A 13,587-nucleotide genomic window follows, 5' to 3' on the forward strand; every position below is an offset into this window, starting at 1 on the left:
TAACCTGTTTTTGCGCATCTTGTCTAGTCCTGACCGTTAAAACTCGGCTATAGCACCTTTTGAACGAACGGTAGCTTTTTCGGCTTCAAACTTGCTCGGTACTTACTTTTGAACAGCTTTATGGTTTGTTTTTTCTTTCAGAGTTTATGCCCTTGATTCAGGTTACTGACACAGACACCCGTCAGGATGTGTTACGGAGTTACACCATTCTCGACTCGCTTCCTGAACAGGACTACGATGACATTACGCACCTAGCTTCGGCTATTTGCCAGACCTCCATTTCGCTGATCAGCCTGATTGACGATGATCGGCAGTGGTTTAAATCTGCTCACGGCCTTGAAATACGGGAAACGCCGACTGAGTACTCATTTTGTACCCACACCATTCAGAATCCTCACGAGATTCTGATCGTACCCGACAGTCGGCAGGACAGCCGTTTTTCCGGCAACCCGCTCGTTCTGGGCGACCCACACGTGATTTTTTACGCGGGTGTTCCTTTGGTCAACCCGCAGGGTTTTGCGCTGGGCTCCTTATGTGTGGTGGATAGCAGGCCGAAATTTGGATTGACAGAAACGCAGCAGGCAGCACTGAAAATTCTGGCTCAGCAGGTCGTCAATATGCTTGAAATGCGCCGTTCCGGCAGCATTTTACAAATCCAGAAACGCATTCTGGAACAGCGGAACAACGAGCTGGATCAGTTGGCAGGCGTTATTAAGGCAGATGTAAAACCAAAACTACATCAGGTCACAGCCTCGGTCAATAAGTTAAAAGCGCACATCCCGGTTGCTCCTACTACCAATGCGTTAATCGACGAAACGTTGTCCACACTCCGGGAAATAGAACAGCGTTTGCAACCTTTCGAGTAAGACGGGCCGAACATACCATCTTTGGCAAAACCAACTATTCCGCTTGTAGCTAGAATACTATTTGTTGACAACCAAAGAAAAACGCCTGGCCAATCGACCGGGCGTTTTCGTTGCACTTAGTATACTATTCGGTTCGGAATCTCAAATTGCTTTCTGCAGCACGCTGACCAGGGCGGGCGCCGGTGCCGATTGGGAACCAATCTGCTGTTTACGGCACCTGGATGCCGAGTTTTATTTTGATAACGGTCTTACCGTTTCGTCCCTTTAAATACGGTTACTTCTCTGTATCGAGAGCCTTTATAGGTCGTATTTGTATTGACAGTAAAGTCAATTGCATTGTTTGTCTGACCGCCTTCACCGTCTATGTTGACTGATACGGTAGTTCCCAGAAATTCACTAAACTGAGTTTGAGCCGGAAAGGAGAAACCGTTATCAGAAATGTTGGCAGACAGCCTCCTTGTTGAAAAAGCAAAGATCAATTCCTTGTCTGTTTGTCCTTTGCCTATAATTAATACGTCATCACCTGAACTGACAGTAGCTTTGGTTGGGTTTGATGAATCCAGTTCATAAGAAGATGTTGTACCGGTAACGTTGTACGTTCCAAGATACTGCTCACGAGGGTCAACGGCAGCTGTATCTTTTGTACAGCTCGCGCAAGCTAATAGGGATAAAATTGCAAAAGAAAGGGAGACTAAATACGATCTCATTGTTACTTGATTAGTTGAACTAGTAAACCAACGATTATACGAAGATTATAGTAAACAAGTTTTCGAAAACTTGTTTCATTATACGAACTTACCGTATAGCTCGCTTGAAAAATAAGCAAACAACCTACGCAGATAGCTTTCTACGCTTCGATATTCCCGGAAACTATTGTAGACGACCTACAGGGCGTTTTAGCATAAAGTTTAATCGGGCTTAAAATAGTACAAATAAACAAGGCCGTTATGAAAGTTCATAACGGCCTTGCCTTGTAATAGTTTAACTCAGTGGAGATAGTCGGATTCGAACCGACGGCCTCTACAATGCCATTGTAGCGCTCTAGCCAACTGAGCTATACCCCCAGGAACACATCTGGCTGTGTTTTGTGGGTGCAAATATGAGGAAAAGATCAAGACAGCACAAGGGGTATCCACAGTTTTTTTCCGCGTGTAGGTTTTATCCGTACGCTCACCTGTGATTTGTTTTCTATCACTAAATGGCTAGCTTTGATACTAGTCCCCCTTATTGCAATGCATACCGTTTATATCATCTACAGCCCTACCGCCGATCGCTATTTTATCGGACAGACCAAAGACCTGAAAATCAGTCTTTGGCAGCATAACGCTAAAACCAATCCCGCGACGGCCGATGGCAAACCCTGGGAGGTGAAATTCACTCAGTCGTTTGATACGCGAAACGAAGCCCTGAGCCTGGAAATGAAACTAAAAAATCGCGACCGGACTTACTGGGAAGAATTTATTGCCAATCCGCAGCCTACGATCTGATCGTCATACAGCATACACCAACAAAAAAGTCGTTACGCTACGTAACGACTTTTTTGTTGACCGAAGTGAACTGTTCACTCAGGCCAGATAGGGCAGATAAGGCTCCAGCTTCTCCGTGTCCCGGAAAGCCGATACCTGGTATAAGTTATTAGTATAGGCGTCGTACCGCAGTTCCACGTAGAAGTCGCGCAGGTTATACAACAGGAAGATATGGTCGCCTTCGTAGCGGTTGGCCAGAATATCTCCTTTACGATAAAGGGTATCGAGCTGTTGTTGCGCAGGCAGCTTGGTAAACTCAGCGGGTTTCATAAAATCGGGGTTGACAGGCGAAGTAAGTAAAAACCCGCCGATCCCACAACCGGTCGTTCCTACTTTATATAACACAACAAAAACAGTCATATTCTACAAGAATCACAGCACCCAGGCTAACGACCTACTCACCAGCTAGTTCCACTTACCCGACCTGGCTACTATTTTTAGCTCAGCTTTACCTCGCGACCACTTTTGGCAGCCTGGTAGATGGCTTCCACAACACGAATATCGTGCAGTCCTTCTTCGCCGGGTACCAGCATGGGTTTTCGGTTCATGATCGCCTGGGCGTCGTCGTCCATCTGCAGCGTTTGCTGCCAGGGTGCTTTGTAGGGATGGTTGATTGTCCCGCCCGTCCAGGTTCCCTGCACACCGGCGTATTCGGAATAGGGTTCCATACGCAGTTTTCCTTTGCTGCCCGTTACGTTCAGAAAGTTCATGTTCATGCCGTAGCTGGTCTGAATCATGGCCCGGGCGCCACTTGGGAAGACGAGCTGCGCCAGTGAGGTTTCGTCGAGGCCGTTTTTGTAAATTTCTGGCCGGGCCGTATACTGTTGAGCCGTCAGCGAAATGGGCTCTTCGCCCGTTGCTAGCCGAGCACCCTGGATGGCATAAACGCCCATGTCGTACATGACGCCACCGCCCATTTCTTTTTTCTGCTTCCAGTGGTCGGTCCGGTTGTCATAATAGGCAGCGGCACAGTTTACGAGCTGCACTTTACCGATTCCGCCATCACGCAGCATCTTCACGTACTCCTGCGTGTTCGGTTCGTGGTGAAGCCGGTAACCAATGGCCAGCGATACATTGTTCTTTTTACACGTATCGATCATATTCTGGCACTCCTTCGACGTAACGGCCATGGGTTTCTCACACCAGACGTGTTTTCCAGCCTTAGCCGCCCGGACGACGTATTCCTCGTGCATGGACGGCGGCAAAACAACGTACACCACATCAATGTCCGGGTTGTTGGCAATCTGATCGAAGGATTTGTAGTCGTAGATATTCTTGTCTGGAATGTTGTACTTCTTTTTCCACGTTTCGGCTTTGGCGGGGGTTCCCGTCACGATCCCGGCCAGGTAACAGTTTTTCGTCTGTTGCAGGGCGGGGGCCAGCAGGTCAGTGCTGTAGTAGCCCAGGCCAACGAGCGCTACCCCCAGTTTGTCCTTGACGGGCCGGGTAGCCCCCCAGAGGGCGTTGGGAGCCAGACTCAGCGTAGCCCCGCCAAGCGCTGTCGTATGGAGAAATGATCGGCGGTTTATTGTGTTTTTCGGATTCATACGAAGGAAGTTCTAGGAATAAATAGGGATCTGACGAAAGTAAGAAGACTTTTCTATCGAACCCACCCCTTGCTACTTTTGTTGATATAAACTGGCGGGTTGCCGCGTGGTCCGCCCGAACGATTACTTTTGCATATGTCTAAAAAGATTCAGGTTGGTTTAGTCCAGATGAGTTGCTCGGCCGATGTCGAGAGTAACATTCAGAAGGCGATTGCCGGTATTCGCGAGGCCGCTCAGAAAGGTGCTCAGATTGTCTGCCTGCAGGAACTGTTTACATCGCTCTACTTCTGCGACGTTGAAGATCATCACAATTTCAGTCTGGCCGAAGCCATTCCCGGCCCCACCACAAACCGGCTCGGTGAACTGGCAGGCGAGCTGGGCGTCGTGATTATTGCGTCGCTGTTCGAGAAACGGGCGCAGGGACTCTATCACAATACGACGGCGGTGCTGGATGCCGACGGAACGTACATGGGCAAATACCGCAAGATGCACATCCCCGACGATCCGGGTTATTACGAGAAATTTTACTTCACGCCCGGTGATCTGGGCTACAAAGTCTTTGATACCAAGTTCGCCAAGATTGGCGTCCTGATCTGCTGGGACCAGTGGTATCCGGAAGCGGCCCGTATTACGTCGCTGATGGGAGCCGAGATTCTTTTCTACCCCACCGCTATTGGTTGGGATACGAACGAACCCGATCCTGAACAGAACAAGGAGCAATACAATGCCTGGCAGACGATCCAGCGGAGCCACTCCATTGCGAATGGTGTTCCGGTGGTGGCCGTGAACCGGGTGGGCCGCGAAGCCGATCAGCAATTCTGGGGGGGCTCGTTCGTGACGAATCCCTTCGGATCATTACTTTACCTGGCCCCGCACGAGGAAGAAACTGTTCACGTTCAGGAGATTGACCTGGGCTTATCCGAGAAATACCGGACGACCTGGCCCTACCTCCGCGACCGTCGTATCGACTCCTACCAACCCATTACCAAGCGGTATATTGATGAATAGAGGAGCGGTCCGCCGTAGCGGAAGGAGGAGAGAGAGAATTGAATAGGGGAACAATGCTACATAAAACCCTTGTTCCTTTTCCCCTCTCCTCCTTTTCTCCTCCCCTTTTTCCTTTCCTCCATTCTCCCTTTGTATGAAACTCGCACTCGGCTTCATAACGATTGTGCTGGCCGGTCTGGGCTTCTGGTACACACAACCGGTTCGCCAACCTGAACCAGCAACCCAGGATACACCGCTCCAGTCGACAGCGCTGACCGTTACGCCCCGTTCCCGTTTTACGCCTACAACCCGCAGAGGCTACTATAACCTCGATATAGTCGGCGATTTTACGCTGCCCGCGACGAAGACCATAACATTCTGCGGAGCTGGCCGGAATCTGCACGTACAGCAGGATCGCACCAAGCTTTTTCGGCGGGGCTTCTCCAGCCTCGACCAGTCGCGCATGGTACCCCAGGTTGAGATCTGGTCGGATGGGTTCCCGCCCGCTGGCTGGCACAGCGCCCTGAAACAATCGCAACGGGCAATGGTCATCTACCAGGATTATTTTGCCAATTCGTTTCAACTGCCCTGGGCGCGGAATGGTAATCTGGGTAAAGACATGCTTTATCAGGCTCCGGCCAACGCGCGCACGACCCGGAACAACATGTATCAGGCAGCCACCGAATTACAGGGGGGCTGCGTTGCGTTTGGCGACTGTCCGCCAAACGGCATGAAAAGCACGTACAGCAAACTTTTTCTCGACATCGAGAATGAAGGGGTCAATCGGGGAAATGAACAGGAGCAGGTCAATCTATACACGTTCCTGATCAAGACGATTAAGGATAATGTCAGCCCACAAACCGAAGTTGGTTCAATAGCCCCGGTTCCGCACAACAGCTTTGGGTACTCGAAAGCCTCAGATTATACCGCTAAACCCGAATGGCTCTGGAACACACCGGCCAGACAAACGGCTACCAGTAGCCAGCGGGGTATGCCCAACTCGATTGTCGGCAAGTCCTACGCTGACTACGCCGATTTTCAGATGCCCGGTACGTATTACCTCTATCCCGAATTCGATTACTCAGCCTCGCACAACCGCGATGGTGACCGACACTGGCTGGCGGCCCTGCTGGGCGAGCAGGAAGTGAACCTCAAGCTGTCGTCAAAGAAGCGAATTGCGTGGCACTGGCTGTTCAACACCCAAAGTGCCGCTTTTGCCAACAGCGGCAAAGCTGAACATCCGGCCCCACCCGCTGTAGCCGAAGGCATGGGCATTTTCTACTGGTTCACGGGAGCTTTCGGCGTCATCCTGTGGGACGATTACGTCAACCTGACGCCCGACCAGCCCTCTCCCCGAGATCCAGCACAAAAAGGTTTGGGCAGCGACCGCAACTATGCCTGTTATGAGCACTACGTTCATGGCCTGTGGCGGTTGTTTAAACACCATGGTGACCTATTCAATGGCCGGGAGAAATACCTGAACGAAGCGACGGAGTGTTCGTATGACGGCGGAAAAACCTGGGCGAAATACAACGCCAACCAGATCAAAACCCGGAATCTGCCCTTCGTCCGCGCCATCGTTAACGGTGATCAGATTCTCGTAGCCGCCACCCAGGCCTACGCCCGCCCTAATCAGATTACGCAGGTTATGGTCCGTTACGTCGAGGACGGCTATACGTTTAGCACGCCCATCACGCTCAAAGGTGATGAAATCTTCCTGGGCCGGGCGAAGATGAATTAAAGGGGTGGAATAAGGAAAAAAGGAGAAAGGAACAAGATAAAGCCAGTTAGTTGACTTCTTGTTCCTTTCTCCTTTTACAAGGACTCAGTCATTGGCCAGATGATTCAGGCAAGTACTAAGAAAACAAGTTGATTTTTTTGCCTTCCTTGTTCCTTTCTCCTATCCTCCCTGTCCCCTCGTATCAAGAATACCGATCATTCCGCCAGGGGTAGGCCGTGTCGGAGTAGCCGCGTTCTTCCCAGAAGCCAAGTCGGTTGGCATTCATGAACTCGATGCGTTTAATCCATTTCGAGCCTTTCCAGGCGTAGAGTTGGGGTGTAATCATACGGAGTGGGCCACCATGCTCGCGGGTTAGGGGCTGACCGTCCGCAGTGTGCACGAGCAATACGTCTGGTTTGAGGGCTTCCTCTAACGAGATGTTAGTGGCGTAGCCGTCGTAGCCATAGCACATGACGTGCGTCGCTGAGCCTTTCGGATCAACCAGGGCCGCTACGTCCATGAAGCGCACCCCCACCCAGGGGACATCCAGCCGCGACCAGGTTGTTACGCAGTGGAAATCGCTGGTATCTTCGACCTGTGGCAAGGCCATCAGGTCTTCCCATTTCAACCGAAGCGGGTGGTTGACCTCCCCGTCAATGTTCAGCTGCCATTTATCCAGCGGAATAGCGGGCTGGTAACCGAGGTCCAGCACCGGCCATTTGGTCGTAACCGTCTGGCCAATGGGAACGGCAGGCATACCATGGCGATTTGTGGGGCCTGATCCGCGCGGTTTTGCGTCGGTCATGGACGGCGTCTGGGCTATTTTCTCCTCAAACCGGCGTTTGAGTTTCATCCGGGCCTCGACGATTCTATCTTGCTTTTCGTTGGCTTCCATAGTTTGCTAGTGCGTGTTTACGAATAACAGCAAAAACAAGTACGTAGTTTGCCGCAGTCCGGTTAAGTCGAGAAACTACGTACTCGCTGATTCAATGCCTTTTAGGCCACCCGGACGTAGCTCCCCAGCAGCTTCACTTCGGCCGCATGGTGGTTCAGGATTTCCTGCAGAGCCGGTTCGCTGGCGTGGCCTTCGCACTCGAGCAGGAACCAGTAGCGGAACGTAGCACCATCGCGCAGGGGCCGGCTTTCAATCTTGGTCAGGTTGATTCCCCTGGCGTTGAACTCCTGCAGAAACTCCGCCAGTACACCCGGCGACTCGGTATTGGGCAGCCGGGCAATGAGCGTCGTTTTGTCATGACCGCTCGGCTGATTCTGGAAATCTTTAGCCAGAATCAAAAAGCGCGTCCGGTTCAGGTTGCTGTCTTCGATATTGTCGAACAGCACCGGTACGTCGAATAGCTTGGCGGCAATGTTGGAGCATACGGCCGCAGCATACGGTTGCTGAGCTGCCAGCTTAGCCGCTTTCGAAGTCGATTCCACGGGTACCAACTCAGCTTTTAATCCATCAAACGAGTCGTTCAGGAAACGGCTGCACTGCCGGAACGCAATGTCTTTGGAATAGATATGCGTGATATCGGCCAGGTTTTCGGCCTGCGTGGCAAACGTAAAATGAACCGGAATATGCGCTTCGGCAACAATGCAAAGATTCTTTTCCAGCAGCAGGTCAATTGCTTCGCTCACTACCCCTTCCTGGTTGTTTTCGATAGGAACCACACCGAAGCGCGCCCGGCCCGTTTCGACGCTTTCAAACACCGACCGGATCGTGGGCAGCGCCGTGTAGGTACTCATAGCCCCAAACCGGCTTTCAGCGGCCTGGTGCGTAAAGCTGCCTTCGGGTCCCAGAAACGCCACTCGCTCGGGCAATTCCAGGTTGCGCGATACGGCAAAGATTTCGAGAAAGATAGCCTCGATGGCTGATTGATTCAGCAGGCCTTTGTTCTGAGCAGAAAGCCGATCCAGAATTTGTTTTTCGCGCTCGGGCCGGTAGATGACCGTGTTCGTCGAGCGTTTGAGTTCGCCTACCTGACGGACCAGGTCCATGCGCTGGTTAAGCAGCATCAGTAATTGGTCGTCAAGGGCATCGATGTCCGTACGGAGAGATTCAAGCGTCATTGTGCAGAGAGCCAGACGCTACGTAGCGCCAAGAGGAGGCCCGGTCCTGTTTCGCAAAAGTACAGTACCCGTCGCCTACTGCAAACTTTGACCGGACGAAAAAGCGAGCGGGCCTGATTTATATGAATATTTTTAACAACTAGACGAGTCGAGCTGCTTACCAGTTTAGTGCTTCTGGAGCACGGTTCAATAGACTATTCGTTTTAGGCAGGTTACCCCGTTGCCGCTTTAATTCGTGCCAGACTGTTGGGTGAGCATACGTCTGAATATCTACGATAATTTGCTGACAAATGCGCTGTTTCTCGGCCTCCAGCGTTTGCGCTTCGTTAATGAAGTCAGGATCCTGAACGACAGTTTCCAACTCGTCGACTGTTGCCGCATCGCGAGCCTTTACATAACGTTCCAGCCGATCGAGGTAATATTTTGCCGCTGTCTTTCGAGCTTCTACGAGCGTATCGCGGTCGTTAAGACCAAGAAGTTTTAGCGTATATTCGGCCCTGCGTTTATCGCGTGGATCAAGTTTTAATCGTGGGTCAAGAATAAAAGTTTTGTTCTGAATGTCCAGCCAGAAAAACTGTAGCGGATCTTCCGCACGAGGATCAATCATGACACCATCGTCGGTAGCAGGCGCAGTGTCCCGAATTAAATCGACTGACGTATCAGTGCCTGCTGGAGAAAACACGGCAAACTTATCGAGTTTGTGACCACTATTGCAGGTCTTGCAAGCTAATAGATAGTTCTCCCAGCGAAAGGCCCGCTCCGGAAAGAAGCTTTTGGGGTAAATATGTTCAACATCGGTGGCTTCGTTATTTTCGCAGTAATTACAAATCTCGACGCCGACGCACATAGCAATCAGCTTTCCTTTGATCTCACCGAAAGCCGCTTTTTTTACGTCCGAGCTACTTTTGCTATCCCAGGCAGTTTGGGCGCGTTCTGCTTTCTGATCGAAGTCAGCTCCATCATTTATACGTGCCTGAACAGAAAGCAGATGAGCCGCAGCCGACTTAGATAATTCTTCAGAATTCAGTCGTATCATCCGTAATCAGAATTTTACGTAATTCCTGCAGTTCTTTTTTCTGGTCATCCGAGATTTGGCCGTAGGCGTTTAACTGGCTTAAATGAGCTAGTTGTTGCAGTTTGTTTTTCGAGTGTTCGGAGCGCTCGACGTTCTGCCCGAACACTTCTGTTCCGTAGGCATCCAATACGTTTCCGAAAACGAGTCGATCGCGTTCAACTCCTGTTACCTCGCCAGAGACCTGATCACTACCCGGTGCTGCCAGTCGCCAGATCGACCCTTTCTCGGCGGCCCGGCATACCAGCGGGCTATGCGTAGTAACGATAAATTGCAGGTTGGGAAAATACTTCGTAAACCACTGTCCAATACGTGTTTGCCAGGTGGGGTGCAGATGAGCATCTATTTCATCAATCAGTACAACACCGGGGAGATCTATTGTTTTACCGCCGTTTCGAACATTCGCAAAAACCAAGTCCGGGCCATAACTACGAATCAGCTGGCGGATGAGTTCGATTGTCATGCTCAGTACGGAACGATAACCGTCTGACATCTGAATAGCATCAACCAGAAAACCGTTACCATCCCGAAACAGCATACCAGCACTCAAGCTAATATCCTCTAATACAGCTCCGTGAGGCAAAAGATCAGCTTGATTAATGAACTGCTTCAATTGGTCAAAGGTCTGATCTTGAACTTTACCATTAATGAATAATTCAAGACTACGTATATATAATACTTCCAGGTAAGTCAATGCTTCTGTTAACGCTACGTCTTCGCCGAAAGCTGATAAATGAGCCCCCAAATGAGGATTACTTATGAACAACGAATCTTTATCTGCGTTGCCACCCGTAAAACGACGAAACGGTCCGTACGCTACCGAAAACCAAACACCCAGTTTGGTTTCTATTGATTGAGAAGGATTAGGTGCAGGTGCAGGTGCTACGTCCGTATATACTGGTGCCATTGTCATAGGACTAGCCTCTATTTGTTTACCGTATACTTTTCTGCCTCTGAAAATTATTTCAAGTAAAGATGCCTGGCTATCGGGTATAAGGATATTACCTTCTTCATCACGAACAAGCTTCCCCTCAAACGTAATCCGATTCTGTACTGGCCCAGTTGTTGAATCATAGCGGCTATCGGGCACCACCACTACATCGATGTTTCCAATACGCTGCCCCGTTTGCAACCAATCATTCCAATTTTGCCGAGCGGCATTTACATCTGCTACATCAAGCATCGCCAACGCTGCTGACCGGATGATCGTTGATTTACCAGCTCCATTATCCCCAATGAGTACGTGCCAGCCAGCTTCTTTGCCTTCCGGGAAGGCCATTTGAAACCGATCTATTGAGCGGATATTTTCTATATTTACTTTACGGATGTACATCGTGTCTGATCGGGCCGTGTTGTTCGACGTATTACTCAGTTTGGTCTAATCGACCAAACAAAAATATCGAACATTTCTCGACTAATGGGAGGCCACTATTATCTTCCACCAATATGCGCTCCCACACCCTGCCGTACTACCAACTTTTCTGCCTGCTTAGTGCCCTTCTGCTGTTGGGCGCTTGCCAATCTGACGGATCTACCCTCCCTGATGATGGCGCCGATTATTTTCCGCTCGAAACGGGGCGGTACGTAATTTATAACGTAACCGAGGAGCGTTTCCTGCCGAACAGCTCGCCTGCTCAACAGACGACATACCAACTCAAGGAGGTGACTGGGCCCGTATACACCGACGTAACGGGGCAACCGGCGTACCGGCTTCTGCGCTATCGTCGTTCCACGGGTACACAAGTCTGGACGGCCGATTCGATCTGGTCGGTCCGGCGGGTAATGAACGAAATGATACGTGCCGAAAACGGGCTGGATTTTGTCGCACTGGCGTTTCCGATCAGCAACCGGCTGCGCTGGAACGGCAACCGATATAACCAACTGGCCGAGGATCCTTACGAACTACGCAATAGCGGGCAGCCTTACCGCGTTTCGTCTCAACAGTTCGATGCAACCGTTACGGCACTGATGCAGGACGATTCAACCCTGCTCAGCCGCGGCAAACGGCTGGCGGTTTACGCCCGTCAGGTTGGTTTGATCTACCGGGAGCGTACGCAGTTGACGTATTGTTCCTCGTCGGCCTGCATCGGCAAAGCCCAGATTGCCTATGGCACCCGACAGATTTACCGCATTCAGCAATATGGCCGGGAGTAGAACCCGCTGGCTCTGGCTACTCCTGGTCACGCTGCTTTGCTACGGGCATCGTAGTACTGGCCAGTCCACTCAGAAATACCTAGTGCTGCTACGTGATAAAGCGAACTCCCCCTACTCGGTAGACCGGCCGGAGCAGTTTCTGTCGCAGCGGTCTGTCCTACGACGGCAGAAGCAGAACATTATGGTGAAGGAGCGCGATTTACCCGTTAATCCAGCCTATGTCACCCAGCTTCGGCAGGCAGGCGCTACGGTCTGGTACAGCTCCCGCTGGTTGAACGCCGTACTGCTCGAAGCAACCACGCCGGTCATCACCCGGATACAGTCGCTGCCCTTCGTGCAGGGGCTGGAGCTTGGCCAGGCATTGGCCAGTGCCCGCGTGGACATTCCAATACGGAACGAAGCCTTAGCTATAACTTCCGTCGTTTCGCAACCGCTCGATACGTCGCTGGCGTACGGAGTCTCTCAAACTCAGCTTGCTCAGCTTGGCGCCGACGTAATGCACCAACGGGGCTATCACGGCGAAGGTATGCTGATCGGTGTACTGGATGCGGGCTTCCGGAACGCGAATACCGTAAGGTATTTGAAACCGCTCTTTGACGAAAAACGAGTGGTAGCGACGTATGACTTTGTTACGCGCGATACCAGCGTTTACGAAGATGATGCCCACGGTGTAGAAGTTTTATCAACGATGGCAGCCACTGCCGACGGCACCTTGTATGGCACAGCCTACAAAGCCAGCTATGTGCTGCTGCGTACCGAAGATGCCGCCACCGAAAAACCAATTGAAGAAGCCAACTGGCTTATCGGTGCCGAATACGCTGACAGCGCCGGAGTTGACATTATTAATTCGTCGCTGGGTTATTTCAGCTTTGATCCCCCCTACCCGAGTCATATCTATACCGACCTGACGGGCACCAAAACCCTCATCAGCCGGGCAGCCCAGTGGGCAGCCGAAGCGGGGATTGTTGTTGTCAATTCAGCCGGGAACGAAGGAAACAACGCCTGGCGGTACATCATTGCTCCCGCCGATGCTCCGGACGTACTGGCTATCGGTGGCGTTACGTCCGCTGGCACACAGGCGTCATTCAGCTCAATCGGTCCGTCGGCCGACGGTCGTGTTAAACCGGACCTGGCCGCGCTTGGCTCCAGTGTCGTCGTTGGCTTGCCCGATGGCCGGATTTCCTACGGAAGTGGCACTTCGTTCGCGTCGCCTTTGGTGGCCGGGCTGGTCGCTGGCTTCTGGCAGGCCCACCCCCGACTAACGGCGGTTCAGGTACGCGAGGCACTTCGCCGGTCGGGAAGTCAGTACGCTACTCCGGATAATCGGCTGGGCTACGGGATTCCCAATTTTGAGCGGGCAAGTGTGTTGAGCGACGCCCTGACGCCCCTGGTGCTGTACCCGAATCCTTTCAGTAATGCCATTCCATTGTCGGTACAGTGGGACAAACTGGGCAATACAACTCTCGACGCAATGCTGACCGATCTGACAGGCCGGGTGCTTTGGCGAAATCAATATCCGGTAAACGGCATAGCAACGTTCGTTCTACCCAACCTTAATCTGGCAGCGGGTGTTTATCTGATGCAATTAATCGCCGGTGATCAGCGCCGGACGGTGAAAGTTGTGAAGCAGTAAACCTTAAACGCA

General features: G+C 51.5%; 13 protein-coding genes and 1 tRNA gene. 6 read left to right on the forward strand and 8 right to left on the reverse strand.

The genetic code is table 11. The annotated features are described in order from the left end of the window. The first annotated feature begins 146 nt into the window (after positions 1 to 146). Complete coding sequence (locus tag HU175_RS17145; RefSeq protein WP_176567750.1) at positions 147 to 866, forward strand: GAF domain-containing protein; 720 nt, start codon at positions 147 to 149, stop codon at positions 864 to 866. Positions 867 to 1,114: 248 nt separating this feature from the next. On the opposite strand, the gene HU175_RS17150 is transcribed toward HU175_RS17145, so the two are convergent. Beyond that, entirely contained in the window at positions 1,115 to 1,573 is a 459-nt protein-coding gene (locus HU175_RS17150) for a hypothetical protein (RefSeq protein ID WP_176567751.1), read from the reverse strand. Between the two features lie 283 nt (positions 1,574 to 1,856). Beyond that, positions 1,857 to 1,930 (reverse strand) — tRNA-Ala (locus tag HU175_RS17155). 168 nt (positions 1,931 to 2,098) lie between these two features. Here HU175_RS17155 and HU175_RS17160 point away from each other — a divergent pair. Continuing rightward, complete coding sequence (locus HU175_RS17160; protein WP_176567752.1) at positions 2,099 to 2,353, forward strand: GIY-YIG nuclease family protein; 255 nt, start codon at positions 2,099 to 2,101, stop codon at positions 2,351 to 2,353. 78 nt (positions 2,354 to 2,431) lie between these two features. Here the strand turns inward: HU175_RS17160 and HU175_RS17165 are convergent, their stop codons facing one another. Further along, positions 2,432 to 2,752, reverse strand: a complete 321-nt coding sequence (locus HU175_RS17165) for a hypothetical protein (RefSeq protein ID WP_317167753.1) — start codon at positions 2,750 to 2,752, stop codon at positions 2,432 to 2,434. Between the two features lie 77 nt (positions 2,753 to 2,829). Next, positions 2,830 to 3,939, reverse strand: coding sequence for a Gfo/Idh/MocA family protein (locus tag HU175_RS17170; protein WP_176567753.1), 1,110 nt, complete (start codon positions 3,937 to 3,939; stop codon positions 2,830 to 2,832). 135 nt (positions 3,940 to 4,074) lie between these two features. Here HU175_RS17170 and HU175_RS17175 point away from each other — a divergent pair, with 135 nt between their 5' ends. After that, entirely contained in the window at positions 4,075 to 4,947 is an 873-nt protein-coding gene (locus tag HU175_RS17175) for a carbon-nitrogen hydrolase (RefSeq protein ID WP_176567754.1), read from the forward strand. A gap of 133 nt (positions 4,948 to 5,080) precedes the next feature. Further along, positions 5,081 to 6,667: a hypothetical protein gene (locus HU175_RS17180; RefSeq protein WP_176567755.1), complete on the forward strand. Its 1,587-nt coding sequence runs from the start codon at positions 5,081 to 5,083 to the stop codon at positions 6,665 to 6,667. A 181-nt stretch (positions 6,668 to 6,848) separates the two neighbouring features. Here HU175_RS17180 and HU175_RS17185 read toward each other — a convergent pair whose 3' ends face one another. The 4 genes from HU175_RS17185 to HU175_RS17200 form a co-directional block, all read right to left on the reverse strand. Further along, positions 6,849 to 7,541, reverse strand: coding sequence for a sulfite oxidase-like oxidoreductase (locus tag HU175_RS17185; RefSeq protein ID WP_176567756.1), 693 nt, complete (start codon positions 7,539 to 7,541; stop codon positions 6,849 to 6,851). 101 nt (positions 7,542 to 7,642) lie between these two features. After that, positions 7,643 to 8,716, reverse strand: coding sequence for a prephenate dehydratase (pheA, locus tag HU175_RS17190; protein WP_176567757.1), 1,074 nt, complete (start codon positions 8,714 to 8,716; stop codon positions 7,643 to 7,645). A 157-nt stretch (positions 8,717 to 8,873) separates the two neighbouring features. Beyond that, positions 8,874 to 9,752, reverse strand: a complete 879-nt coding sequence (locus HU175_RS17195) for an HNH endonuclease (protein ID WP_176567758.1) — start codon at positions 9,750 to 9,752, stop codon at positions 8,874 to 8,876. Then, positions 9,733 to 11,121, reverse strand: coding sequence for an AAA family ATPase (locus HU175_RS17200; protein WP_176567759.1), 1,389 nt, complete (start codon positions 11,119 to 11,121; stop codon positions 9,733 to 9,735). Before HU175_RS17200 ends, HU175_RS17195 begins: the two co-directional genes overlap by 20 nt. Before the next feature lie 113 nt (positions 11,122 to 11,234). On the opposite strand from HU175_RS17200, the gene HU175_RS17205 reads away from it, so the two are divergent. Together HU175_RS17205 and HU175_RS17210 are read left to right on the forward strand one after the other, a co-directional pair. After that, entirely contained in the window at positions 11,235 to 11,942 is a 708-nt protein-coding gene (locus HU175_RS17205; RefSeq protein ID WP_176567760.1) for a hypothetical protein, read from the forward strand. Continuing rightward, positions 11,896 to 13,575: a S8 family serine peptidase gene (locus HU175_RS17210; protein WP_176567761.1), complete on the forward strand. Its 1,680-nt coding sequence runs from the start codon at positions 11,896 to 11,898 to the stop codon at positions 13,573 to 13,575. Before HU175_RS17205 ends, HU175_RS17210 begins: the two co-directional genes overlap by 47 nt. Positions 13,576 to 13,587: the final 12 nt, after the last annotated feature.

Source organism: Spirosoma sp. KUDC1026, from assembly GCF_013375035.1.
Classification (GTDB): domain Bacteria; phylum Bacteroidota; class Bacteroidia; order Cytophagales; family Spirosomataceae; genus Spirosoma.